Raw genomic sequence first — 24,615 nt, forward strand, 5'->3', positions numbered from 1 at the left:
GCCCCGCAATGCGGGGCTTTTTAAAGTGTCTATGCTGAGCTTAAATTAAGCTTGGCCTTTCACTTCTTTCAGACCGTTGAATGGTGCGCGCTCACCCAGTGCTTCTTCGATACGGATCAGCTGGTTGTACTTAGCAACACGGTCAGAACGGCTCATAGAACCAGTTTTGATTTGGCCTGCTGCAGTACCTACCGCCAGGTCAGCGATAGTTGCGTCTTCAGTTTCGCCGCTGCGGTGAGAGATTACTGCGGTGTAACCTGCGTCTTTCGCCATCTTGATTGCAGCCAGAGTCTCAGTCAGAGAACCGATCTGGTTGAACTTGATCAGGATAGAGTTAGCGATGCCTTTCTCGATACCTTCTTTCAGGATCTTAGTGTTGGTTACGAACAGATCGTCACCAACCAGTTGGATCTTGTCGCCCAGCAGTTCAGTCTGGTGCTTAAAGCCATCCCAGTCTGACTCGTCCAGACCGTCTTCGATAGAAACGATTGGGTATTGCTCAACCAGACCCGCCAGGTAGTGGTTGAACTCTTCAGAAGTGAAGATTTTACCTTCGCCTTTCATGTTGTAGTTGCCAGCTTCTTTGTCGTAGAACTCAGAGGCTGCACAGTCCATAGCCAGAGTCACGTCTTTGCCCAGCTCGTAACCAGCAAGCTCTACCGCTTCTTTGATTGCAGCCAGTGCAGCAGCGTTAGATTCTAGGTTAGGAGCGAAACCACCTTCGTCACCAACTGCAGTGCTCATGCCTTTTGCTTTCAGAACCTTAGCCAGGTTGTGGAATACTTCAGCACCGATACGTAGACCTTCTTTCAGAGTTTTTGCGCCAACTGGTTGGATCATGAACTCTTGGATGTCAACGTTGTTGTCTGCGTGCTCACCACCGTTGATGATGTTCATCATAGGCAGAGGCATAGAGAATTGACCTGGAGTGCCGTTGAGTTCAGCGATGTGCTCGTACAGAGGCATGCCTTTCGCTGCTGCTGCAGCTTTCGCGTTTGCCAGAGAAACAGCCAGGATAGCGTTCGCACCGAATTTAGATTTGTTTTCAGTGCCGTCTAGGTCGATCATGATTTGGTCGATGTCAGCTTGCGCTTTTGCGTCTTTGCCAACCAAGGCTTCAGCGATTGGGCCATTAACGGCTTCAATTGCTTTCAGAACACCTTTACCTAGGAAACGTGATTTGTCACCGTCACGTAGCTCAAGAGCTTCGCGAGAACCAGTAGATGCGCCAGATGGAGCAGCTGCCATACCTACGAAACCGCCTTCTAGGTGTACTTCAGCTTCAACAGTTGGGTTACCGCGTGAGTCGATGATTTCACGACCTAGAACTTTAACGATCTTAGACATTAATGTTTCCTCTCGTTTCAAATATAAATGTCAAATTTAAAGGGCAGCAGCACAGCTGACGCTACTGCCCGTATCCCTTTACTTCTCTTCGCTGCGCGAGTATTCACCAGCAGCTTTAACGAAACCAGCAAACAGAGGGTGACCGTCACGAGGCGTCGACGTGAACTCTGGGTGGAACTGAGCCGCTACAAACCATGGGTGAGCCGGGTTCTCAATCATTTCAACCAGTTTCTTATCCGCAGACAGACCAGACACTTTCAGGCCCGCTTTTTCAATCTGAGGACGCAAGTTATTGTTCACTTCGTAACGGTGACGGTGACGCTCATGAATGGTATCGCTACCGTACAGTTCACGGGCTTTCGTGCCCTTCTCCAGGTGACATAGCTGTGCGCCCAGACGCATCGTGCCACCCAGATCCGACTTCTCAGTACGCTCTTCGACGTTACCTTCGTTGTCGACCCACTCTGTGATCAAGCCTACCACAGGGTATTTGGTGCCTTTGTTAAATTCTGTTGAATGCGCACCTTCCATGCCCGCGACATTACGTGCGTACTCGATCAGTGCCACTTGCATCCCCAGACAGATGCCCAGATACGGAATTTTGTTTTCACGCGCATACTGCGCTGAGCGAATCTTACCTTCAATACCGCGATCGCCGAAGCCACCTGGTACCAGGATCGCGTCAAGACCTTCCAGCACTTCTACGCCGCGAGTCTCAACATCCTGTGAATCTACATACTTAATATTAACGCTCAGGCGATTTTTCAAGCCTGCGTGTTTCAGTGCTTCGTTAACGGACTTGTAAGCGTCTGGCAGTTCGATGTACTTACCTACCATACCGATGGTCACTTCACCGGTCGGATTCGCTTCTTCGTAAATCACCTGTTCCCATTCGGCCAGATCCGCTTCTGGGGCATCAATGCCAAAACGGGCACATACCAGATCATCCAGGCCCTGAGCTCTGATCAGTTGCGGAATCTTGTAGATCGAGTCTACGTCTTTCATGGAGATAACCGCTTTCTCTGGCACGTTACAGAACAGCGCAATCTTCTTACGCTCGTTCGCCGGGATCATGCGATCGCTGCGGCATACCAGGATATCGGGCTGAATACCGATCGACAGCAGCTCTTTCACTGAGTGCTGTGTTGGCTTGGTTTTGACTTCACCCGCAGCCGCCAGATAAGGAACCAGCGTCAGGTGCATGAACATCGCACGCTCGCGGCCCAGCTCAACCGCCAACTGACGGATCGCTTCCATAAATGGCAAGGATTCGATATCGCCCACCGTGCCGCCGATCTCAACGATCGCGACGTCGTGGCCTTCCGCACCAGCAACCACACGGTCTTTGATGGAATTCGTGATGTGAGGGATAACCTGAATGGTGGCGCCCAGATAGTCACCGCGACGTTCTTTACGCAGAACGTCAGCGTAAACACGACCGGCCGTGAAGTTGTTGCGCTTGGTCATCTTAGTACGGATGAAACGCTCGTAGTGACCAAGGTCTAGGTCTGTTTCAGCGCCGTCTTCTGTCACGAATACTTCACCGTGCTGAGTCGGGCTCATGGTGCCCGGGTCAACGTTGATGTAAGGGTCTAGCTTCATGATGGTCACTTTAAGACCACGAGCTTCTAGAATCGCTGCAAGAGAGGCCGCTGCAATACCTTTACCTAGAGAGGATACAACCCCGCCAGTAACAAAAATGTAATTTGTCGTCATGTTTAACCTGAAATTGGTTGAATGAGGGAAATGGATTTCTTCTGGACGGGACGTAAATATACCAGAAGCTCCTTACCGCCACAACGTGAAATCTATCACACTAGAATTTTTTATTTTTTGCTTCAAATCAAACCTGTGGCGGCCCAACTTGACTGGGTGCAAACAACCGGTCGCCTACTCCTCCGAGCGTTTGACCTGATCCCACAACTCATCGAGTTGCGCTAATGAGCATTCCTGCAAGGTTCTCTCCTGCTCGCGCACTTTGGCTTCCACGCCTTTGAAACGACGTACAAACTTGGTGTTGGCTTTGCCCAGCGCCACTTCCGGATTTACCCCCAAATGGCGGGACAGGTTCACCGTGGCAAACAGCAAATCCCCCAGTTCCAGTTCCACACTGGCCGGGTCCGGTGTCACCTGAAGCGCTTCTTCCATCACTTCGTCAATCTCTTCATGCACTTTGTCGACCACGGGCCCCAGCGAGTCCCAGTCAAAGCCATAGCGGGCGCACTTCTTCTGAATTTTGGTTGCCCGGGACAGCGCGGGCAAAGAGTTTGGTATTGAGTCTAGGATACTTTGCTCCGTTTTGCCCGCACGGGCTTTTTCTCTGGCTTTTTCGGCTTCCCAGTTGGCGTGAATGTCGTCTTCGTCCGCCAACGCCATGGCGGTGAACACGTGCGGGTGACGACGAGTCAGCTTTTCATTTACGCCCTCAACCACATCAGAAAAATCAAACAACCCCTGCTCTTTGGCCAGTTGACTGTAAAAAATCACCTGAAACAGCAGATCGCCCAGTTCTTCCTGCAGATTCGGCCAGTCACGCTGATGAATCGCGTCCACCACTTCATACGTCTCTTCAATGGTGTGCGGCACAATAGTGTCAAATGACTGTTTCAGATCCCACGGACAGCCGCCGTCCGGATCGCGCAGTTTGGTCATGATCGCTTCAAGTTGTTCAATAGGATGACTCATGTTCTTCTCTTCCTGTAACCAAAAGGCGAGCCGTCTGCACCGCTCGCCCTGGTCATTTTGTTGCTTTGCGTAGCCACCGGCTGGGTAGCCTCGTTATCAGCGGCGCTTAGCCAAGACGTTTCACCGACATGACGTCCCGGATCTGTTCGACCCGTTTGACGATGCGGTTGAGCACCTCAAGGTTGTTCACTTCCAGATCAAAATCCATGATCGATAACTGACTGCGATAATCAATGCGACTCTTCATGCTGGTCACTTTGATTTTTTCGTTGGCAAACAAGGTGGTGATGTCTTTCACTAACCCACCGCGTTCCATCGCTTCGACACGCACCGTCAGAATATACGAGCCGACAAAACCACTGCCCCAGACGGTATCAATGATGCGTTCCGGTGCATGATGACGCAGCTCATCCAACTGCTCACAATCACTGCGGTGAACGGAGATACCCCGTCCTTGCGTGATGTAACCGCAGATGTCATCACCCGGAATCGGATGACAGCAGCGCGCCAGATGCGTCAGCAGGTTATCGACCCCTTCGACCACCACCGCGTCTTTCTTTGGCCGACTCTGCGCCGGTGCCCGGTTTTCGGCTTCCTGCAATTTCTCCAGCGCCTGAAGATCTTCTTCTTCCGCGGTCGGTTTGTTCACCAACGCATTGATGTGATTGATGATCTGGTTGATACGCAAGTCACCGCTGCCGACCCCCACGTAGAGCTCATCCGGCGTGTTGACGTTGAAGCGCTTGAGCGCGTATTGCTCTGCATCTTTCAGCGTGGCACCAATCTTAACCAGTTCACGCTCTAAGATCTCACGACCGGCCTCGAGGTTCTTCTCCCGGCTCTGCTTGCGGAACCAGGCATTGATTTTCGCCCGTGCCCGCCCGGAATGCACAAAGCCCAGCGACGGATTCAACCAGTCACGTGACGGGTTCGGCTCTTTCGAAGTGATGATCTCGACCTGATCGCCCATGTGCAGCTTATGGGTGAACGGCACGATCCGACCTGCCACTTTGGCCCCGATACAACGGTGGCCCACTTCAGAGTGAATGTGGTAGGCGAAATCAAGTGGCGTGGCCCCCATCGGCAAATCCACTACGTCACCACGTGGCGTAAAGGCGTATACCCGGTCATCAAACACCTGGCTGCGTAACTCATCCAGCATCTCACCGGAGTCGGACATCTCTTCCTGCCAGTCAAGCAGCTTGCGCAGCCAGGTGATTTTCTCATCGTAGCCACTGCGCGCACTGCTGCCTTCTTTGTATTTCCAGTGGGCAGCCACGCCAAGTTCAGACTCTTCGTGCATCTGCTTGGTGCGGATCTGTATCTCGATGGTCTTGCCTTCCGGCCCCAGGATCACGGTGTGGATCGACTGATAACCGTTCGGTTTCGGGTTGGCGACATAATCGTCAAACTCACTCGGCAGATGCTTGTATTTAGTGTGCACCACCCCCAGAGCGGCGTAACAGTCCTGCAGCTTGTCAGCGATAATGCGCACCGCCCGGACGTCAAACAGCTCATCAAACGCCAGATTTTTCTTCTGCATCTTTCGCCAGATGCTGTAGATATGCTTAGGACGGCCACTGACTTCAGCATTGATGCCACACACGGCCATCTCCTCCGCCAGATCATCGACAAAGTCTTTGATGTACTGCTCACGGACAATCCGACGCTCAGCCAGTTGTTTGGCGATCTGCTTGTAAGTATCAGGGTGCTGATAACGAAACGCGTAATCTTCAATCTCCCACTTGAGCTGACCAATGCCCAAACGGTTAGCCAGCGGCGCGTAGATATTGGCACACTCTTTCGCCGCCGCACGGCGCACTTCATCCGGCGCCTTTTTCACTTCAATCAGGTTGCAAATCCGCTCAGCCAGCTTAATCACCACGCAGCGGAAATCATCGACCATCGCCAGCAACATACGGCGCACGTTGTCGACCTGTGCCGACGCCGCACCGCCAGACATGGTGACGTTCAACTGACCGATTGCCGCCATCTCTTCAACGCCGTCGATCAGTTTGATGATCTCTTTACCGTAATGTTCTTCGAGCAATTCGCGCTCAAACAAGCCACTGGTTACGATCGGAAACAGCTGAGCGGCCACCAGCGTGGCCCGGTCCATTGACAGGGTGATCAAAATTTCGATCATCTCCCGGCCACGCCACAACAGCAACGGCCCCTGCTCTGTGCCGTTCAGCAGTTCTTCGCACTGGCGATAAACGTTACTCAGCCGGTTGGCCGTCTCTTTATCCTGCTTCAGACTAGAGATCCACTTCTCCAGCTCAAACTGTTCGTCTTGATTCAAATGTGCGCTTCGTACCGCAACCATCTTTTCGTCCTGTTATATTTTTTATCAGCGACCTACCCCGGTGTTCGACCAGAATCCATCAGGTAAGTTCGTTCAATCCTTCACAAAAAGCGCCATCGATTCCAGATGGCTGGTATGCGGAAACATGTCCAGCATACCCAGCTTCTTCAGCTTATATCCTTGTGCCAGCAAGCTGTGACTGTCTCTGGCAAGCGTAGCAGGATTACATGAAACATAAACTATCCGCTTTGCGCCCAGCGACGATAATTGTTCAACGATCCCCGCGGCGCCGGCCCGAGCCGGATCCAGCAGTACTTTATCGAACTTTTCTCCCGCCCACGACTGAGACGACATATCTTGTTCCAAATTCGCCTGGTAGAAAGACAGATTCGGTAGCTGGTTCAGTTTAGCGTTCGCTTTTGCCTTAGCAACCATCTCATCGACGCCTTCTACTCCGACCACTTGTCCGGTGAGTTTCGCCATTGGCAGGCTGAAATTCCCCAGACCACAAAATAAGTCCAGCACCCGGTCGTCTTTCTCCAGTGCCAGCCAGTTCAATGCCTGCTGCACCATTTGGCGATTGACCTGCTGGTTCACCTGAATGAAGTTATTGGGGGTGAACGGTATCGTCACGCCGGCTTCAAGATACACCGCCTCTTCACCGCTGAGGCGAACCAATTGGTCACTTTCCGGCATCAGATACAGCGTCAGATCGTGCTGTCTGGCAAAGTCACTCAGCGCCTGTTGGTCAGCCGTTGGCAGCGGTTGAAGGTGACGTAACGCCAGCACGCGGTGGTTGTCTCCTTTGACCAGTTCAACATGGCCCAAGGCCTCCGGGTGCTCAAACCCCGCCAGCAACGATTTGAGTGGCGGCAGTAAACGGTTCAGTTCCGGAACCAGCACCGGGCAATCGGTGACATTGACGATCTGTTTGCTGCTTTTTTTGCGAAAGCCAAATTGCAACTGGCGCGCACCTTTGTCGAGCCTGAGGCTGATACGGGCGCGGCGGCGGTACCCTTTATCGTCGGCCGTCACCGGGGCTTCCAATGTCAGGCTCTGACCGGCAAACTTGTTCATCAGTTGGTTGAGTGCCTGCTGCTTGTAGGCTCGCTGCGCATCGAGAGTCAGGTGTTGCATGTTGCAGCCACCACATTCCTGATAATGCGGGCAGAAAGCCGCGACGCGCTCATCACTCGGTTGTAACACTTTGATCAGTTGCCCACGCGCAAACTTACTTTTGCTTTCCGTCAGTTGCATCAGCACCTGCTCCCCTGGCAGAGCGCCGTCGATAAAAACAGGTTTACGCTGATGGTAAGCAATACCGGCGCCGTGGTGATCCAGTTTTTCTATCGTCACCGCCTGGTGTTTCTTGTCTATCTGAGTGTTCTTCTTTGCCTGGAAAAAACGCGCCATGCTCTGTGCCCATTATAAAAATCTGAAACAAATAATTCGCCCCGGCATCACTATTCTGCAGCGGGGAGATTGTACCGGCCGACCGAGTTGATTATGCTTATTGTTTCGACGGCTCTGTCTTCCCGGCCCGTTTTAAAGGCATTACGGGAAGCACGAAGTTATTTTCCCATATCCACACCACGATGTTTAGACAATAATGACCCGATATGGCTTACGCGCCCGCGTGATTACCCTGACCCTGGCGCCCACTTTGATCATCGGCCTGTTGCTGAGTGCCTTTTTTTCTTACAACCGTTACCACGATTTGGAAAAACAGGTGATCAATTCCGGCCTGAGCATTATTGAGCCGCTCGCCATCGCCAGTGAAGACGGACTGAAAAACCAGAGCCGGGAATCGGTGCGCCGTCTGATCAGCTACGCACACCGTAAGAATTCCAAAAACGTGCGCAGCATTGCAGTGTTTGACGCCAACCATGAACTGTTCGTGACCTCTAACTTCCACCCGAACTTCGAATCCTTAACGTTTCCCAAAGACAAACCGATCCCATTAGTCGGCTCGTCAGAACAGTTTGAAAATACCCTGGTGCTGCGCGCGCCGATTCTGGCCGAGAACCGTTTTATCGACAGCGCCAATGGCGACAGCGGGCCAAATCGTGCCATCGGCTACATTGCCGTGGAACTGGATCTCTCGTCATTGCGTCTGCAACAGTATCAGGAGATATTTTCGGCGTTCATTGTGCTGCTGACCGGCCTCGGGCTGTCGGCAGTCTTTGCCTATCGGCTGATGTATGATGTCACCCGCCCCATCACCAATATGAAAAACATGGTCGATCGCATCCGCCGGGGTCACCTGGACGTGCGAATTGAAGAGAAGTTTTACGGCGAGCTGGATTCACTCAAAAACGGCATCAACGCCATGGCGGTGTCGTTGTCCGAATACCACATGGACATGCAGCACAGCATCGATCAGGCCACCTCGGACCTGCGTGAGACTCTGGAACAGCTTGAAATCCAGAACGTCGAGCTGGACATCGCGAAGAAGCGTGCCCAGGAAGCCGCTCGGGTGAAATCGGAGTTCCTCGCTAATATGTCGCACGAACTGCGTACCCCACTAAACGGTGTGATCGGCTTTACCCGCCAGATGCTCAAAACCCAGCTCACCAACAGTCAAACCGATTACCTGCAGACCATTGAAAAGTCGGCCAATAACCTGCTGAACATCATCAATGACATCCTCGATTTCTCCAAACTGGAAGCCGGTAAACTGGCACTGGAAAACATTCCGTTCGACTTCCAGGAGTCACTAGAGGAAGTGGTCAGCTTACAGGCCACCAGCGCGCATGAGAAAGGCCTTGAACTGACCCTGAAAGTGGATCCGAAAATCCCGACTGGGTTGGTCGGCGATCCACTGCGGATCCAGCAAGTTCTGACGAATCTGGTGGGTAACTCGATCAAATTCACCGAACGGGGCAATATCGATATCAGCGTGGAACTGCGCTCGCAGAAAGACGATGTGGTTGAGCTGCAGTTTATGGTGCGCGATACCGGCATCGGCATTTCCGAGCGCCAGCAGGCTCAGTTGTTCCAGGCCTTCAGTCAGGCCGATGCCAGCATTTCACGCCGCTATGGCGGGACCGGACTTGGCCTGGTGATTACCCAGAAACTGGTTAGCCAGATGGGGGGCGAAATCAGTCTCACCAGTCGCCTCCACCAGGGTTCAACATTCTGGTTCACGCTCCGGTTACACGCCACCGAAATGCCGGTCAGCGAGTTGATCGATGTACAGGTGCTGCAGCAGCGTCATATCCTGCTGGTGGAGCCGAACATGCAGGCCGCTTCCGTGATCCAGCAGGTACTGGTGCAGGAGGGGCTCAACGTCACCTACCGTTCTTCCCTGCCGGAGGATACCAGCCAGTTTGACTATGTCCTGCTGAACTTGGCACCGAACATGCAGCATGAACGGTCAACAATCGAAAAATGGGTCGAAAAGGCAATGTCGCTCGCACCGCAGGTGGTGGTCGGTATTCCGAGTACTGAGCTGGCTCTATCCGATCATCTGCTGCAACGTTATCAGGTGCAGTGCATCACCAAGCCATTATCGCGCAAGAAGTTACTGCAACTGCTGGCGGCCAGTGGCCCGGCAAGCACACAGCCACGCCTGGAACTGGTACAGAGCGAGAAATTGCCACTGCAGGTCATGGCAGTGGATGACAACCCGGCCAACCTCAAACTGATCACGGCACTGCTGCAAGAGCGAGTCAGCAAGGTGATCGCCTGCACCAACGGGCTGGATGCCGTCAAACAAGCCGAGCAGCATAAATTCGATATCATCCTGATGGATATTCAGATGCCGCACATGGACGGTGTGACCGCCTGCAGAAAAATCAAGCAACTGGCGCTGAATGCATCTACCCCGGTGATCGCCGTGACCGCACACGCCATGAGTGGCGAGCGGGATAGGCTGCTCAATGCCGGCATGGATGACTACCTGACCAAACCGATCGAGGAACACGTGCTGCAGCAGGTGTTGCAGAACTGGAGCCCTGAGCACCGAAGCAATGGTGAGAACCTCCCAGTCCAGTCACCACTTGCGCCCGTCACTCCGTCTCCGGAAAGTGAGGCTGCGCACGACACTATGATCATTGACTGGCAGGCGGCGTTAAAACAATCGGCCAATAAAGTCGATTTGGCGCGCGATATGCTGGGGATGTTGATCGGCTATATCCCGGAAGTGAATGCCATTGTCGAAGCCGCTCTGGATGACGATATCTTCGATCGTGACACTCTGCTGCATCACGTGCATAAGCTGCACGGCAGCTGCTCTTACTGCGGAGTACCGCGCCTGAAAAAAGTGTGTGCCACGATCGAACAGGCACTGCGTGCCGGCCGCAGCATTGAAGAGCTGGAGCCGGAGCTGTTTGAATTGCAAGATGAAATGGAAAAGGTTACCGCGTCTGCGCAACCTTATTTGGATTCGTAAATGACCGTCGCCACGGCATAGTGGCGTTCGTCGGAAATCGACAGGTGAATGGCGGTGATCGCCATCTGCTGAGCCAGCTGTGCGGCTTTGTTGTGCAGCGTCAGCACCGGCTTGCCCAGCTCATCATTGCTAATGACAAAGTCGTGAAAAGTCACCCCTTGCGCAATGCCCGTACCCAGCGCTTTCGAGGCCGCTTCTTTCGCCGCAAAACGTTTCGCCAGATAGCGCCCTTTCTGCTTCAACTGAGCGAACTTTTCCATCTCCACATCGGCCAGAACCCGACGAGCAAACGCCTCGCCCGAGCGGGACAGGGCGTTTTCAATCCGTTCAATCTCAGCGATGTCCGTGCCAAGGCCAACCAAAGCCATTACCGACGCGCCGCTTCCATGACGGCTTTCATGTCCGCGACCGCTTTATGCAGGCCATCGAACACCGCACGGCCGACAATGGAATGGCCGATATTGAGTTCGTAGATCTCCGGCATCGCAGCGATCGGTGCCACGTTGTGGTAGGTCAGACCGTGACCGGCGTTGACAGTGATCCCCAGGTCGTTCGCATAACTGGCTGCCGCGGCGATTTTTTTCAGCTCTGCCTGACGATCGTCATCATTTTTCGCATCAGCATAGTGGCCGGTATGCAGCTCAATGAAAGGCGCCCCGCACGCTTTGGCTGCATCGATCTGCTGACGATCGGCATCAATGAACAGTGATACCTTAATTCCTGCGTCGCTCAGTTGTTTTGTCGCGGCTTTGATTTTGTCTTTCTGACCCGCCACATCCAACCCGCCTTCAGTGGTCAGCTCTTCACGTTTTTCCGGTACCAGACACACAAATTCGGGTTTGGTTTCCAGGGCGATGGCCACCATTTCATCCGTCACAGCCATTTCCAGATTCATGCGGGTCTGAATGGTTTCACGCAAAATGCGCACGTCACGATCCAGAATGTGGCGACGGTCTTCACGAAGATGGATAGTGATCCCATCGGCGCCGGCGCGCTCCGCGATTTCCGCAGCGTGGACAGGGTCTGGATACTGTGTCCCACGCGCATTACGCAAAGTGGCAATATGATCGATGTTAACGCCTAGATAGATTGAGCTCATTTTCCAATACTCCGTGCTCTGGGAATGCCCGTTTTCGCCATGAACAATTCCCGACTTTTTAAAGGTTTGCCGCCAAGATACGGCTTTAGTGCTATACGTGTAAAGCGTTTTGCCGCCCTAAGCTGCTCTTTGGTCACAAAACGGCGTTCACTGATGGCGATCAATTCATTCCCGACAAAGGTGAGGTTGTCGTTTCTGACGGAAGCAATAAACCCTTTCTGCTCGCGATAACGGTAGGTCATGTCGGGTTCAATCGGCTCCCCGCTGCCTGCGCAGTGGAGAAAATCGACGCCGTATCCCATGGCCGCCAGCAACGCCAACTCAAAACGGCGCAGGGCTGGCTCCGGATTGTCGGTCTGAGCCAGCTCAGTCAGTGCTGCCAAATAATCGTGAAAAAGTCCGGGCATGGGAACTTCCGCCATCAGCACCCGCCCCAGCAGTTCGTTGACGTACATTGCGGAATAAAGATGAATACCGCTCAGTGGCAGACCCAGACTGATCGGCTCTGCCTGACGCAAGGTCTTCATCGAGCCGTTTCCCGACCACTTCAGCAGTAATGGCGTGAAGGGCTGCAACGCCCCTTTGAGGTTCGAACGTTTGCTGCGCGCGCCTTTCGACATCAACGTCACGCGGCCAAACTCTTCACTGAACACATCCAGAATCAGGCTGGATTCACTGTAAGGGCGGCGGTGCAAAACAAAGCAGCGCTGTAAACCGTCAGACATATCTCTCAACCAAGCAAAACCGCAAGCGGCCACCATCCGATAAAAAATAAGGAGCCATCCGGCTCCTTATGTCATTCATGTTGCGGAGCGAATCACCGTCGCACCCAGGTTACAAATCGTCAATGTAACCCAGAGAACGCAGCGCACGCTCGTCGTCAGCCCAGCCGGATTTCACTTTAACCCAGGTTTCCAGGAACACTTTACGTCCGAACAGATCTTCCATGTCCAGGCGGGCTTCACGGCCGATGGTTTTGATTTTCTCACCACCTTTACCGATGACCATTTTCTTCTGCCCACTGCGCTCTACCAAAATCAGCGCATTGATGTGGAAGCCGTCCGTTTCCGGGTTATAGTCAAACCGTTCGATCTCCACCGTGACAGAATACGGCAACTCATCACCGGTAAAGCGCATCAGTTTTTCACGCACAATTTCTGACGCCATGAAACGCTGAGAGCGATCCGTCACGTACTCTTCCGGGAAGTGGTGCGTGGCTTGAGGCAGATGTTCGCGCACGTGTTTGCGGATCACATCCATGTTTTTGCCTTGTTTGGCCGAAATAGGCACCACATCGACGAAGTTCATCTTCTTCGACATCTCCAGCATGTGCAACATGACGTCGTTGCGATCTTTCACGTTATCGACTTTGTTGACACACAAAACCACCGGAAAGTTGGCATTTTGCAGCTTATTCAGCACCATCTCGTCGTCTTTGGTCCAGTGGGTACCGTCGACCAGAAACAGAACCAGATTCACATCGCTCAACGACGAGTTCGCCGCCCGGTTCATCAGACGGTTGATCGCCCGCTTTTCTTCAATATGCAGCCCTGGAGTATCAACGTATATCGCTTGGTAATCGCCGTCGGTATCCACACCCATGATGCGGTGACGCGTGGTTTGCGGCTTACGTGATGTAATGGAAATCTTCTGTCCCAGAATACGGTTCAGCAGCGTCGATTTCCCCACATTCGGGCGCCCCACAATGGCAATGAAGCCACAGTGCTGGTTTTCTGGTGAACTGGTTTCACCGTGTGATGCGAAGAACGCATCAATATTAAATTCGTTATCAGCCATTAGTCAGTTGCTCTAAAGCAGTTTCGGCAGCCGCTTGCTCAGCCTTGCGACGACTCGTACCTTTTCCAATTACAGGCTGTCCGATGCCTGCGACTTCACACGACACAGTAAACTCCTGATTGTGTGCTTCACCTTTAATATTAGTCACTGTGTAGACAGGAAGCGGCTTTCTTCTGCCTTGCAGAAATTCCTGCAGGCGAGTTTTGGGATCTTTCTGTGACACACCTGGTTGGATCGCATCCAGACGTTGTTGATACCAACGGAGGATAATACGACGCACCTGTTCGATGTCACTGTCGAGATAAATCGCCCCGATGATCGCTTCAACCGCATCGGCCAGAATCGAATCACGACGGAAGCCGCCACTTTTTAACTCACCTGGACCTAATTTTAAGTAATCTCCCAGCTCGAATTCTCGACCCAGCTCCGCCAGTGTGTTGCCGCGAACCAAGGTGGCACGCATGCGACTCATGTCCCCTTCATTCACTTTAGGAAAACGATGGTACAAATCATCAGCGATAACAAAACTTAAAATTGAATCGCCCAGAAACTCAAGACGTTCATTGTGTTTACCGTTGGCGCTGCGGTGAGTCAGCGCCAGGTTGATAAGCTCGGCATCATTGAACTGATAGCCGAGCTTAGTTTCTAATTTACGGATTGGAGAAGTCATACTCTCTCGATTTGTTAATGTCCCGCAGGACTAGTTAATGCCACCAATGCGGTTAAAACGCACACCAGTTGGAATCCATGAAGGCAGAATGCTGTCCGCGCCACGTTCAAACTCAAAACTGATCCAGATACCGATCGCCTTACCCACCAGGTTGGCTTCCGGCACGAAGCCCCAGTAACGGCTGTCGGCACTGTTATCGCGGTTGTCGCCCATTACAAAGTATTCACCTTGTGGAACCACCCATTCACTCACGCCAGGGCGTGGCTGGTATTCGTCAACGCGATCGCGGCGCAGTCGGTTAATCAGGATCTGGTGTTCTACCGGGCCCAGTTTTTCTTTGGCTTCGATCAGAGGTAGACCGTTTTGGATAAACTGACTTTCATGCACATCCGAGATAGCCACCGGCTGACATTCCGAGGTGCCTTTCGCCTGAATGCACACCTGTTTGTCGGCACTATAACGCACCGTATCGCCAGGCAAACCCACCACACGCTTAATGTAGTCAATGCTTGGTTGTACCGGGTACTTAAATACGATGATGTCACCACGCTCAGGCTTACCGGTTTCGACCAACTGAGTACGCCACACCGGATCTTTCAGGCCATAAGCGTACTTTTCCACCAGAATGAAATCGCCCACCAGCAAAGTCGGCATCATTGAGCCTGACGGAATCTGAAACGGTTCATACAAGAAAGAGCGCAAAACCAGCACAAAAGCGATAACCGGGAAAATCGACACGCTGTTTTCCACCCACCAAGGCTGAGCGATCAGTTTTTGGCTAACACTGTCGTCAAGGCCGTTAGTCTGTGCTTCGACCGCCGCCAGTTTCTGTTTGCGTTGCTTGGCCCAAACCAGTTTTTCCATCACCCAGACAATCCCGGTGATCAACGTGGCAAAGACCAGTATCAGTGAGAATATTTTCGCCATTGACTTCCCTTATCTTAAAAACACGAAAGTGAAAGAGCCGAAACCCTTTCACTTATCTTCTTCTTATATTTCAGTGTCAACGCACCGAGCGTTAATCTTTACCGACATGAAGAATCGCCAGGAAGGCTTCCTGAGGCAGCTCGACGTTACCGATCTGCTTCATGCGTTTCTTACCTTCTTTCTGCTTCTTCAGCAGTTTTTTCTTACGGCTGACGTCACCACCGTAACACTTAGCGATAACGTTTTTACGCAACTGTTTGACCGTCGAACGCGCGATGATGTGGTTACCGATCGCCGCCTGAATCGCGATATCAAACATCTGACGCGGAATGAACTCTTTCATCTTCTCGACCAGTTGACGGCCGCGAGTCTGAGACTGATCTTTATGCGTAATCAATGCCAGCGCGTCCACTTTGTCGCCATTGAGCAGCACGTCAACACGCACCATGTTCGACGCTTCAAAACGCTGGAAGTTGTAGTCCAGAGACGCGTAACCACGAGAGGTGGATTTTAGACGGTCAAAGAAATCCAACACGACTTCAGCCATCGGGATATCGTAGGTTACCGCCACCTGGTTGCCGTGGTAAACCATATCCACCTGCACACCACGTTTCTCAACACATAGGGTGATCACGTTGCCCAGATAGTCCGACGGTACCAGAATGTTACAGCGCGCGATGGGTTCGCGGATCTCTTCGATGTCATTGACCGCTGGCAATTTCGCCGGGCTATCAACGTACATCACTGTGCCGTCTGTCTGCTCCACTTCATACACTACCGTCGGTGCGGTGGTGATCAAGTCGAGATCGTATTCACGCTCCAGACGCTCCTGGATGATTTCCATGTGCAGCATGCCAAGGAAACCACAGCGGAAACCAAAGCCCAGTGCCGCAGAGTTCTCTGGCTCATAGAACAGCGACGCGTCATTCAGGCTCAGTTTGCCCAGTGCATCACGGAAGTTTTCGTAGTCATCGGAAGAAACCGGGAACAGGCCAGCGTAAACCTGAGGTTTCACTTTCTTAAAGCCTGGCAGCGGTTTGTCACAGCCGTTTTTCGCCAGCGTCAGCGTATCGCCCACGGGTGCGCCGAGGATATCTTTGATACCACACACTACCCAGCCAACTTCACCGGTGCGCAGTACATCGGTATCCACCTGTTTTGGCGTAAAGATACCCAAACGGTCCACGCCCCAAGCCTGACCAGTGCTCATCACTTTAATTTTGTCGTTTTTCTTCAGCGAGCCATTTTTGATCCGCACCAACGACACCACGCCAAGGTAGTTGTCGAACCACGAGTCGATGATCAGTGCTTGCAACGGACCATCCGGATCGCCTTCCGGCGCCGGAATCGCAGACACAATGTTTTCCAGCACATCATCCACACCCAGACCGGTTTTCGCCGAACAACGAGTGGCTTCCATCGCATCGATACCCACGATCTCTTCAATCTCTTCCGCCACGCGCTCAGGATCAGCCGCAGGCAGGTCAATCTTATTCAGGATCGGCACGACTTCCAGATCCATTTCGATCGCGGTGTAACAGTTCGCCAAAGTCTGTGCTTCTACGCCCTGACCGGCATCCACTACCAGCAGAGCCCCTTCACAGGCCGCTAGCGAACGGGAAACTTCGTACGCGAAGTCAACGTGTCCCGGCGTATCGATGAAGTTCAGCTGGTATGTTTCGCCATCTTTCGCGGTGTAGTTTAGTGTCACACTCTGAGATTTAATGGTGATACCACGCTCACGTTCAAGATCCATGGAGTCAAGAACCTGCGCAGCCATTTCACGATCAGACAGACCACCACAAACCTGAATCAGGCGGTCAGAAAGGGTCGACTTACCGTGGTCGATATGGGCGATAATCGAAAAATTACGAATGTGCTTCATAGATATGGTGTGACTAACTCTTTGCAAATAGGGACATAAGAAAGCCGTCGTTTGACGGCATTTCAATCAAGTTGGCAGATTCTACCCAATTTCGGGCGGCTTCGCACTAGCTAATTGGCTCTCCCAGAACCCGCAGTAACACCACCTCATCATGGGATTGACGTTCCAGATTTTTCGACAGCTTTTTCGCTGCCCATATCCCGCCCGCTGTCGACAACGTGGAGCAGAGGATCACCGCCCCTTCGCCGAGGCCGAATGCCGGTACCAGCAACCATTGTGCGAGCAGTGCCCCGGCGATCATCGCCAGCAGCGGCACCAAATACACGATCGCCGCCGACTGCAGTAAACTCTTTTCCGGGAAACCGATTTCAACCACCTGTCCGGCTTTGACTGAGCGGGAGGTCAACAAACGCCAATGCAGGGATTTCTTACCCACGGCTTTGGAAACAATACCGGTCCCACAGCTCTTTTGTGATGCGCAACTGCTGCAACTGGTTTGCTGATCGCAACTGAGTTCAACCTCGAAGCCTTTCGCCTTCGAGGTTACAGAAGAGACCGTCGCCAGCGCCGTCATCATGGTGTGGTTGCTCCTGATTGAGCGCTGAACGTCACCGACTGAGCAATGCGTTGAGCGGTCGACGGTGGAATGTCACCGACCACAGACACTTCATTCTTACCACTCACCAGGCTATGAAGTGTGCGTCGCCCCTGACGCACCAGTTGGCCCCGCAACGAATGGTTGTCGCTGTCGGAGACGTACACCGAGAAACTGAACAGGCCATCAGAGTACATCTGGCTCTCGACCATACGATCGGTGATCGCCATGCGGTAACGGTTCAGTTCCTTGGGTTCAAACCCTTCAGGAATCCAGCCCACTTTCCAGTACGTCTGTTTCACCGGGCCTTTAGGTAACGATAATACTTGTGGCAGTTTGACCTGATTGAGGCCACTCAACAGTTGCGCAATTTTATCGTTGACGCTGTAAGCGATGGTGCGGTATTGCTCCAGCACTTCACCATCACGATCAATCAGATCAGCGCGAAGCGGCAATTTGCTCTGCTCATCAACCCACAGAACATAGGAGTAACGTAAGCCATCTTTGGGTACAACACGCAACACCTGGCAAGCCGCGCCAGCTTCGCGGGCACGCCCAACTTTGACGAAATCGTAAAACTTACTGATGTCATCAATATCACTGTTGAGTAAAGGAATGGTCGGCGCCACCATATTACCGGATTCAATGGTAAACGGTTCAACCCCAGGCTCGATGTAACTGATCTCATCACCGCGGCGAATCACTTCGCGCACCGGACCACTCAGATACACCAGATGGGCAAGCTGCTGGGTTTCCTCCAGCGCATGGCGGTACAGCAAAGGCTCGATACTGTTTTTCTTAATCAGGATATAAGACAGCTCGTAATTTAGATGCTGACTGGCTTCGTTCATTTGATGCAATAAAGCCTCCGCAGAGTCGTTATCCTCTGCAAAGGCCATACCTGAGCTCAAACTGAACAGCGTCAGCGCACTGAGCAGAAATTTTTTCATTCAACTACCGGTTCAACTCGATCGCTGTGTTGGTCAGCGTTCTCACTGTTTAGTCTAAGCTGAAGCTCGTAATCTTGCAGCATGGCATTGATACGACGACGCTGCTCCTGGACATTAATGTCACCAGTGTGCTGCTTCTCTATCGAATCACGGGTCAGACTGACAGGCTCTGCACTGCCGGCAAACGGCACCGTTTGCAGAACAGGCACTTGATTATTCTGTGGCTGAGAAGGATCAGTGCCACCATACTGTTGAACACCCAGAATCACAGCCAAAGACACACACGCGGCCACCGCCACCTGACCAAACTGGCTCAACCAACCCGGCAACTGGCGGCGCGCTTGTTGCGGTGCCGGTTGCTCTTCCACCCGCACCGCGTCAAGATGCGTTACATTGGTGGCATGATTGAGATGGTGTGCAGGCTCATTTTCCAGCGCCAATGCAACACTTTCTGCAATGTTCCACTCCGGTGCTTCCGGAGCCTCACCTCGCATCACATCACCAATCAAATGGTAATTTTTCCAAGTTTGCAGGCTTTCCTGATCGTCACCCAGCTCTGCAATCAGAGCTTTGTCGATCATTTCCCCATCCATGAGTGCTGAAAGTCTTTCTTTGTCAGCCATTGTTTTCACCATAGTCATTACTGGTAATTAGCGTTGCAACAGCGGTTTGATTTTTTTCTCAACCGCTTCACGAGCTCGGAAGATTCGAGAACGCACTGTCCCTACCGGGCAATCCATCACAGCCGCGATCTCTTCGTAACTTAAACCATCTAACTCGCGTAAAGTCATTGCAGTTTTTAAATCGTCGGGTAGTGCTTCAATCGCACTGAAAACCACGCGTTTCAATTCTTTGGACAACGTTAAGTTCTCAGGGTTCGAAATTTCTTTTAACGCACTCGCCGACTCGTAATATTCAGCTTCTTCAGCATCCACATCGTTGGCTGGCGGTCTGCGGCTCTGGGCAACGATGTGGTTTTTGGCAGTGTTGACAGCAATTCGATATAGCCAGGTATAAAAGGCGCTTTCACCACGAAAGCTTGGCACCGCCCGATACGCTTTAATGAACGTTTCTTGGGCCACATCGGCGACATCTCCAGGATTGCTCACATACCGGGAAATAAGATTGCAAACTTTGTTCTGGTATCTCAGTACTAACAGATTGAATGCCTGCTTATCTCCACTCTGAACTCGCTCAATCAATACTTGATCGGTCAGCTGCTCGTTCATTCGAGCGTGTACTCCTATTTGTTTCTCTCCCCTATCCTCACAGATATGGGCATTAATTATGCAAAATGTAGTATTGACACCACTGCTTACATGAGCACTATTGTGACTCTGGCGTATATAGAAAGTTCCACATATTCTCTAAAAAAATATTCTGATACGTTCGCAGGGCGATGTGTTCGTTGTCACTGCTCCAAATTCTGGGGGCGAAGTACACGAAAAGCAATGGGATTTACAAAGTAATGCGTGGCCACTGATGATAATATAGAGGGATTCATTGGCGCTCCGCGCATAGGGATAGAGTGTTGCTACTCTGAATATAGTTCGGGATTTTAACAGTTTTATGAACGCAAACCGTGAACATCAGTGTGATGTATTAGTCATTGGTAGCGGCGCAGCAGGCTTGTCGCTTGCACTGCGCGTAGCCAAACGTGCCAACGTGATTGTCTTAAGTAAAGGACCAAGGAGCGAAGGCGCGACGTACTACGCTCAAGGAGGAATTGCAGCGGTATTTGATGAATCCGACAGCATTGAATCGCATGTACAGGATACACTGATTGCCGGCGGCGGCATCTGTGAAGAAGAAACCGTGACCTTTATCGCCGAAAATGCCAAAGAGTGCGTCCAGTGGCTGATCGACGGCGGTGTTCCGTTTGACCGCGAGGACGATGACAACGACGAAGAGCCACGCTATCACCTGACCCGTGAAGGCGGCCACAGCCACCGCCGTATCCTGCATGCTGCCGATGCAACCGGCATGGCGATGCAAACCTCACTGCAGGACAACGTTCACAATCACCCCAACATCACGGTTCTTGAGCGCCACAATGCGCTTGACCTGATCACCGAAGATAAAATCGGCGGGGATGAAAACAAAGTCGTCGGTGCTTACATCTGGAACCGCAATGAAGAGCACGTTGAGACCGTACGCGCCAAATTTGTCGTACTGGCAACCGGCGGAGCATCGAAAGTGTATCAGTACACCTCCAACCCTGACGTCTCGTCCGGTGATGGGATTGCCATGGCCTGGCGTGCCGGCTGCCGGGTCGCCAATATGGAGTTTAACCAATTCCACCCGACCTGTTTGTACCATCCGGAAGCCCGCAACTTTCTGCTGACCGAGGCTCTGCGCGGTGAAGGTGCCTTCCTGCGCCGGCCCGACGGCTCCCGTTTCATGCCGGAATTTGACGAGCGCGCCGAACTGGCACCGCGTGACGTGGTGGCCCGGGCAATCGACTACGAAATGAAACGCTTGGGCGCGGACTGCATGTACCTTGATATCAGCCACAAACCCGCCGATTTTATCGAAAAGCACTTCCCGACCATTTACACCCGGTTAATGGATCTCGGCATAGACATGACGAAAGAGCCGATCCCGATTGTTCCCGCTGCGCACTACACCTGCGGCGGTGTGATGGTTTCTCAGCAGGGGCAGACCGATCTGTCACAACTGTATGCGATTGGCGAAGTCAGTTACACCGGTTTGCACGGTGCCAATCGCATGGCCTCTAACTCGCTGCTGGAGTGTGTGGTCTACGCCTGGTCTGCCGCTAAAGACATCCTGACCAAACTCGACAGCGCCACCCTACCGACAACCTTGCCGGCGTGGGACGAAAGTCAGGTGAGCAACTCAGATGAAGAAGTGGTTATCCAACACAACTGGCATGAACTGCGCCTGTTCATGTGGGATTACATGGGCATTGTGCGGACCGACAAACGTCTGGAACGTGCGCTGCGCCGAATTCAGTTACTGCAACAGGAAACGCACGAGTATTACAGCCATTTCCGCGTCTCAAATAACCTGCTGGAGTTGCGTAACTTGCTGCAAGTCGCCGAACTCATGGTCCGCTGTGCGATGCAACGCAAAGAGAGTCGTGGCCTGCATTACACTCTGGATTACCCTAATCCGGTGGAACACAGCGGGCCAACCATTTTGGTGCCTCAAAAATAATCACGTTCAGGGAGCCTGGCGCTCCCTTTGAACCACCACCAGCAGATGGCGATAATCCGCGTCACTCAAACTGTCGCGCCACACCGTTAACGCCGCGCGCTGTTCAAAATACACAATCACAAACCAGTGAGCACATGCGCTCTGACAACCGCGCAGTGTCAGAGTGTCATCGTTAAAGCGAACCTGTCGTCCGGGACCACAACGCAGTTGACCTTGCGCGGCGGGGGGCAACAGTGCTCCCCGATGACACAATTGCCATATCGGTACCAACAGCATGGGAAGAATGACCAGTGGCAGGAAAGCAGCAAGGGATGCCCAGGTCGTCAGTAGCCAAGCCACCATATGCAGGACACGGGCATCAGTAGAAGGGAGTAAGTGGACGTTAACGCACTTTGCTAAGGTTATGGGCAACAATCTTGTCTACCATGGAGGCGTGACTCAGGTTTTCACTGCGTCCATGCCCCATAATCCAGGTAAACAGATCCGGGTCATCACACTCCAGCAGCGACACAAAATCCTGTTGCTCCGTCTCGCTCAGTGAATCAAAGCACTCCTCAAAAAAAGGCATAATGACCACATCAAGTTCCAGCATCCCACGTCGGCATGCCCACTTGATCCGTGCTTTTTCTTCTGCAGTGTACATCGGTTATCCTCACCTAATCATAATTTTAGCTGAGTGTAACAGGGGTCAGAGACGGCGACCACTAACTCAGTCACAGTCCGCAGAAGCTGACAAAAAAACTCAACCGGATTAACATAACCCCATACCAACATAGCTAGGAATTTCACATGGATTGGCAAAACTCATTCACTCCTCTTGCCGTAAACGCAAACGATGCGTTGCCGCCCCTGATGCTGGCTTACCTGCCCTCATGGGGAGCCATCACTCTGCAAGGTGATGACAAGAAGTCTTACCTGCAAGGTCAGGTCACCTGCGACGTGGTATCTCTGCCTTTGGACCAAACTACACTGGGTGCGCACTGCGATGCCAAAGGCAAGGTCTGGAGCGTATTTCGTGTGTTCCACCACAATGGTGGCTTTGCCATGGTGCAGCCACGATCGGCGATCGACGTCGAATTGCGAGAGATCCGCAAGTACGCGGTGTTCTCCAAAGTTGAGATCAATGCCAGTCAGGAGATCATTCTGGGAGTGCTCGGCCAACAAGCCGAACATTTTATTGACAGCCTGTCGGAGCAGCGCGGTGATGTCCGGGCCATCAACGGTGGCAGTGCGGTGAGAATAGATGCTGAGCGCTGGATTCTGTTGCTGGACGAACACGCAGCCGAAACGCTGGCAGCACAGTGGACCGCGAACAAAGTCGACGAATCCCTGTGGACCCGCTTTGACATCGAACATGCGTTACCGGTACTCGGCGCTAGCGAGCAAAATGAACATATTCCCCAAGCGCTCAACCTGCAGGCACTGGGAGGCATCAGCTTTACTAAAGGCTGTTACACCGGTCAGGAAACCGTTGCGCGAGCTAAGTACCGCGGCATGAACAAGCGTGCGATGTACATAGTCAAGGGCAGTGTCTCAACGGCAATTGAAGGCACGGCACTTGAGCGGGCGGTCGGAGACAATTGGCGTGGCGCTGGTCAGTTGCTTGCGCATTATGTGTTTGCCGACAACAGCGCCATCGGCTTGATTGTTCTGCCCAACAACCTCGACGCCGACACTCCCCTGCGCCTTCAGGATCAGCCGGAACACACCTGGACCATTCAGCCTTTGCCGTATACGTTAGAAGAGAATGAATAAGCCGATAGAGACCAAAATCACGCGGTATCTCCGTGAGCAGCAGGTGGCGTATCGCCTGCTGCCTCATCAGACGCCAGCCACCACCATCGAAGACGCCGCCCGGCAACGAGGCATCCGTCCCGCCCAGATGGTGAAGTCAATTCTGCTACGGGACATGGGCGGTCAATACGCTCTGGCGTGCGCTCCTGGCGACAGATCTGTGGATCCAAAGAAAGTTCGTGCTCTGCTTGGCTGGCGCCGAATGACCTGTGTCGATCTGGCTCAGGTCCCCGAATTAACCGGCTATCAGCCAGGTTGTGTTGCTCCCCTTTTGCTGCCCGTATCGATGCCGATCATCTTTGATCAACATCTGCTGACAGAGCCGGAAGTTACCATCAGTAGCGGCTGTCACATGGCCGGAGTAGCTCTGGGTTGTCACGATCTGGTGCAGTTGTGCCAGCCTCAGCTCGGAGACATTTGCCGTGATACGGCAATTTAGTGTAATGGATTACAATAAAACGTGATCAAACTCGAACTCCAGACACTAACACCAAAGATATTTATTCAAAATAAAAACATAAATAGTCACGGGCATTTTTTTCGCGTAGTCTGTTCTTGTTGGTTAAAGTTCAAACAATTTGAGTAGTATTGTTGATATCCTTCTCCAACAACAAAAGTGAATCCACTGATTGTTTCAGGACATCCACTTTTTGTGTAATGCATCTGTGACTATTCGCCCGCAATGTTTTGCGGGCTTTTTTTCAACAAAAATTTACACCTTTCTTAAATTCTTAGCTAAATTTCGACTATTCTTAATTCTGTAATAATTCTCGTGCCTAATGTGCGCGTCTCAGTTCATTAGGTAGTTCCACACACCGAACTAAAATGAGGTAAGCATCACATAAACTTGGATATTTATCTGAGAATCTGCCTACAGCAGCACAAATATCCAACAAAGTCGATATCCACTGCATATTTCTCCAAGACTGTCACACAATTTTAAACCAGTCTTACTTACAATTTGCGGTGCCAGAAAAAACAAGGATAAAGA

The 24,615-nt window shown here is 52.3% G+C and carries 22 protein-coding genes; 4 read left to right on the forward strand and 18 right to left on the reverse strand.

The annotated features are described in order from the left end of the window. Positions 1–45: 45 nt before the first annotated feature. From eno to rlmD, 5 genes are all read right to left on the reverse strand, one after another. Positions 46–1,347, reverse strand: coding sequence for a phosphopyruvate hydratase (gene eno, locus CAG64_RS22170; protein ID WP_021706925.1), 1,302 nt, complete (start codon positions 1,345–1,347; stop codon positions 46–48). A 78-nt stretch (positions 1,348–1,425) separates the two neighbouring features. Then, the gene (locus CAG64_RS22175; protein ID WP_021706924.1) at positions 1,426–3,063 is read right to left on the reverse strand and encodes a CTP synthase; all 1,638 of its coding nucleotides are present in this window, start codon (positions 3,061–3,063) and stop codon (positions 1,426–1,428) included. Positions 3,064–3,237: 174 nt separating this feature from the next. Continuing rightward, positions 3,238–4,032, reverse strand: coding sequence for a nucleoside triphosphate pyrophosphohydrolase (gene mazG, locus CAG64_RS22180; RefSeq protein WP_161447942.1), 795 nt, complete (start codon positions 4,030–4,032; stop codon positions 3,238–3,240). A 106-nt stretch (positions 4,033–4,138) separates the two neighbouring features. Next, entirely contained in the window at positions 4,139–6,358 is a 2,220-nt protein-coding gene (gene relA / locus CAG64_RS22185) for a GTP diphosphokinase (protein WP_021706922.1), read from the reverse strand. A gap of 72 nt (positions 6,359–6,430) precedes the next feature. After that, a complete protein-coding gene (rlmD, locus tag CAG64_RS22190; protein WP_161447944.1) occupies positions 6,431–7,750 on the reverse strand; it encodes a 23S rRNA (uracil(1939)-C(5))-methyltransferase RlmD in 1,320 nt (439 codons plus the stop codon). 196 nt (positions 7,751–7,946) lie between these two features. Between rlmD and barA the strand changes: the two genes are divergently transcribed. Further along, complete coding sequence (gene barA / locus CAG64_RS22195) at positions 7,947–10,730, forward strand: two-component sensor histidine kinase BarA (protein WP_161447946.1); 2,784 nt, start codon at positions 7,947–7,949, stop codon at positions 10,728–10,730. Here barA and acpS read toward each other — a convergent pair. The 11 genes from acpS to rpoE form a co-directional block, all read right to left on the reverse strand. Beyond that, complete coding sequence (acpS, locus tag CAG64_RS22200) at positions 10,715–11,098, reverse strand: holo-ACP synthase (protein WP_021706919.1); 384 nt, start codon at positions 11,096–11,098, stop codon at positions 10,715–10,717. The two genes, barA and acpS, sit on opposite strands and share 16 nt — an antisense overlap. Next, complete coding sequence (gene pdxJ / locus CAG64_RS22205; RefSeq protein WP_161447948.1) at positions 11,098–11,829, reverse strand: pyridoxine 5'-phosphate synthase; 732 nt, start codon at positions 11,827–11,829, stop codon at positions 11,098–11,100. The genes acpS and pdxJ overlap by 1 nt, the downstream gene beginning before the upstream one ends. Continuing rightward, positions 11,826–12,554: a DNA repair protein RecO gene (gene recO / locus CAG64_RS22210; RefSeq protein WP_021706917.1), complete on the reverse strand. Its 729-nt coding sequence runs from the start codon at positions 12,552–12,554 to the stop codon at positions 11,826–11,828. Before recO ends, pdxJ begins: the two co-directional genes overlap by 4 nt. A gap of 109 nt (positions 12,555–12,663) precedes the next feature. Next, positions 12,664–13,626, reverse strand: a complete 963-nt coding sequence (gene era / locus CAG64_RS22215; protein ID WP_161447950.1) for a GTPase Era — start codon at positions 13,624–13,626, stop codon at positions 12,664–12,666. After that, positions 13,619–14,296, reverse strand: a complete 678-nt coding sequence (gene rnc, locus CAG64_RS22220) for a ribonuclease III (protein WP_021706915.1) — start codon at positions 14,294–14,296, stop codon at positions 13,619–13,621. Before rnc ends, era begins: the two co-directional genes overlap by 8 nt. Positions 14,297–14,326: 30 nt before the next feature. After that, the gene (gene lepB / locus CAG64_RS22225) at positions 14,327–15,223 is read right to left on the reverse strand and encodes a signal peptidase I (protein WP_161447951.1); all 897 of its coding nucleotides are present in this window, start codon (positions 15,221–15,223) and stop codon (positions 14,327–14,329) included. A gap of 91 nt (positions 15,224–15,314) precedes the next feature. Further along, complete coding sequence (gene lepA, locus CAG64_RS22230) at positions 15,315–17,108, reverse strand: translation elongation factor 4 (RefSeq protein ID WP_021706913.1); 1,794 nt, start codon at positions 17,106–17,108, stop codon at positions 15,315–15,317. Positions 17,109–17,214: 106 nt separating this feature from the next. Then, positions 17,215–17,685 carry a SoxR reducing system RseC family protein gene (locus CAG64_RS22235; RefSeq protein ID WP_021706912.1) on the reverse strand — a complete coding sequence of 157 codons (471 nt, stop codon included), beginning with the start codon at positions 17,683–17,685 and terminating at the stop codon, positions 17,215–17,217. Further along, positions 17,682–18,653: a sigma-E factor regulatory protein RseB gene (gene rseB / locus CAG64_RS22240; RefSeq protein WP_161447953.1), complete on the reverse strand. Its 972-nt coding sequence runs from the start codon at positions 18,651–18,653 to the stop codon at positions 17,682–17,684. The genes CAG64_RS22235 and rseB overlap by 4 nt, the downstream gene beginning before the upstream one ends. Next, entirely contained in the window at positions 18,650–19,276 is a 627-nt protein-coding gene (locus CAG64_RS22245; protein ID WP_040903119.1) for a sigma-E factor negative regulatory protein, read from the reverse strand. The genes rseB and CAG64_RS22245 overlap by 4 nt, the downstream gene beginning before the upstream one ends. Before the next feature lie 27 nt (positions 19,277–19,303). After that, positions 19,304–19,882, reverse strand: a complete 579-nt coding sequence (gene rpoE, locus CAG64_RS22250; RefSeq protein WP_021706909.1) for an RNA polymerase sigma factor RpoE — start codon at positions 19,880–19,882, stop codon at positions 19,304–19,306. A 340-nt stretch (positions 19,883–20,222) separates the two neighbouring features. Here rpoE and nadB point away from each other — a divergent pair, with 340 nt between their 5' ends. Continuing rightward, complete coding sequence (nadB, locus tag CAG64_RS22255) at positions 20,223–21,830, forward strand: L-aspartate oxidase (RefSeq protein WP_161447955.1); 1,608 nt, start codon at positions 20,223–20,225, stop codon at positions 21,828–21,830. A gap of 6 nt (positions 21,831–21,836) precedes the next feature. Here nadB and CAG64_RS22260 read toward each other — a convergent pair whose 3' ends face one another. Both CAG64_RS22260 and CAG64_RS22265 read right to left on the reverse strand, forming a co-directional pair. After that, positions 21,837–22,172 carry a protein YgfX gene (locus tag CAG64_RS22260; protein ID WP_021706907.1) on the reverse strand — a complete coding sequence of 112 codons (336 nt, stop codon included), beginning with the start codon at positions 22,170–22,172 and terminating at the stop codon, positions 21,837–21,839. A 40-nt stretch (positions 22,173–22,212) separates the two neighbouring features. Then, complete coding sequence (locus tag CAG64_RS22265; protein ID WP_021706906.1) at positions 22,213–22,473, reverse strand: FAD assembly factor SdhE; 261 nt, start codon at positions 22,471–22,473, stop codon at positions 22,213–22,215. 146 nt (positions 22,474–22,619) lie between these two features. Here CAG64_RS22265 and ygfZ point away from each other — a divergent pair, with 146 nt between their 5' ends. Then, the gene (ygfZ, locus tag CAG64_RS22270; RefSeq protein WP_161447957.1) at positions 22,620–23,585 is read left to right on the forward strand and encodes a tRNA-modifying protein YgfZ; all 966 of its coding nucleotides are present in this window, start codon (positions 22,620–22,622) and stop codon (positions 23,583–23,585) included. After that, the gene (locus CAG64_RS22275) at positions 23,578–24,063 is read left to right on the forward strand and encodes an aminoacyl-tRNA deacylase (RefSeq protein WP_161447959.1); all 486 of its coding nucleotides are present in this window, start codon (positions 23,578–23,580) and stop codon (positions 24,061–24,063) included. Before ygfZ ends, CAG64_RS22275 begins: the two co-directional genes overlap by 8 nt. The last annotated feature ends 552 nt before the right edge of the window (positions 24,064–24,615 follow it).

This window comes from Vibrio sp. V38_P2S17PM301, assembly GCF_009904845.1.
In the GTDB taxonomy this organism is placed as follows: domain Bacteria; phylum Pseudomonadota; class Gammaproteobacteria; order Enterobacterales; family Vibrionaceae; genus Vibrio; species Vibrio proteolyticus.

Coding starts and splice junctions, on each gene's coding strand:
- nadB (WP_161447955.1), top strand. CDS start 20,223: ATGAACGCAAACCGTGAACATCAGTGTGATGTATTAGTCATTGGTAGC.
- CAG64_RS22235 (WP_021706912.1), bottom strand. CDS start 17,685: ATGATGACGGCGCTGGCGACGGTCTCTTCTGTAACCTCGAAGGCGAAA.
- relA (WP_021706922.1), bottom strand. CDS start 6,358: ATGGTTGCGGTACGAAGCGCACATTTGAATCAAGACGAACAGTTTGAG.
- recO (WP_021706917.1), bottom strand. CDS start 12,554: ATGTCTGACGGTTTACAGCGCTGCTTTGTTTTGCACCGCCGCCCTTAC.
- CAG64_RS22175 (WP_021706924.1), bottom strand. CDS start 3,063: ATGACGACAAATTACATTTTTGTTACTGGCGGGGTTGTATCCTCTCTA.
- acpS (WP_021706919.1), bottom strand. CDS start 11,098: ATGGCTTTGGTTGGCCTTGGCACGGACATCGCTGAGATTGAACGGATT.
- rseB (WP_161447953.1), bottom strand. CDS start 18,653: ATGAAAAAATTTCTGCTCAGTGCGCTGACGCTGTTCAGTTTGAGCTCA.
- lepA (WP_021706913.1), bottom strand. CDS start 17,108: ATGAAGCACATTCGTAATTTTTCGATTATCGCCCATATCGACCACGGT.
- CAG64_RS22275 (WP_161447959.1), top strand. CDS start 23,578: ATGAATAAGCCGATAGAGACCAAAATCACGCGGTATCTCCGTGAGCAG.
- lepB (WP_161447951.1), bottom strand. CDS start 15,223: ATGGCGAAAATATTCTCACTGATACTGGTCTTTGCCACGTTGATCACC.
- rpoE (WP_021706909.1), bottom strand. CDS start 19,882: ATGAACGAGCAGCTGACCGATCAAGTATTGATTGAGCGAGTTCAGAGT.
- mazG (WP_161447942.1), bottom strand. CDS start 4,032: ATGAGTCATCCTATTGAACAACTTGAAGCGATCATGACCAAACTGCGC.
- eno (WP_021706925.1), bottom strand. CDS start 1,347: ATGTCTAAGATCGTTAAAGTTCTAGGTCGTGAAATCATCGACTCACGC.
- CAG64_RS22245 (WP_040903119.1), bottom strand. CDS start 19,276: ATGGCTGACAAAGAAAGACTTTCAGCACTCATGGATGGGGAAATGATC.
- rnc (WP_021706915.1), bottom strand. CDS start 14,296: ATGACTTCTCCAATCCGTAAATTAGAAACTAAGCTCGGCTATCAGTTC.
- era (WP_161447950.1), bottom strand. CDS start 13,626: ATGGCTGATAACGAATTTAATATTGATGCGTTCTTCGCATCACACGGT.
- pdxJ (WP_161447948.1), bottom strand. CDS start 11,829: ATGAGCTCAATCTATCTAGGCGTTAACATCGATCATATTGCCACTTTG.
- ygfZ (WP_161447957.1), top strand. CDS start 22,620: ATGGATTGGCAAAACTCATTCACTCCTCTTGCCGTAAACGCAAACGAT.
- rlmD (WP_161447944.1), bottom strand. CDS start 7,750: ATGGCGCGTTTTTTCCAGGCAAAGAAGAACACTCAGATAGACAAGAAA.
- CAG64_RS22260 (WP_021706907.1), bottom strand. CDS start 22,172: ATGGTGGCTTGGCTACTGACGACCTGGGCATCCCTTGCTGCTTTCCTG.
- CAG64_RS22265 (WP_021706906.1), bottom strand. CDS start 22,473: ATGTACACTGCAGAAGAAAAAGCACGGATCAAGTGGGCATGCCGACGT.
- barA (WP_161447946.1), top strand. CDS start 7,947: ATGACCCGATATGGCTTACGCGCCCGCGTGATTACCCTGACCCTGGCG.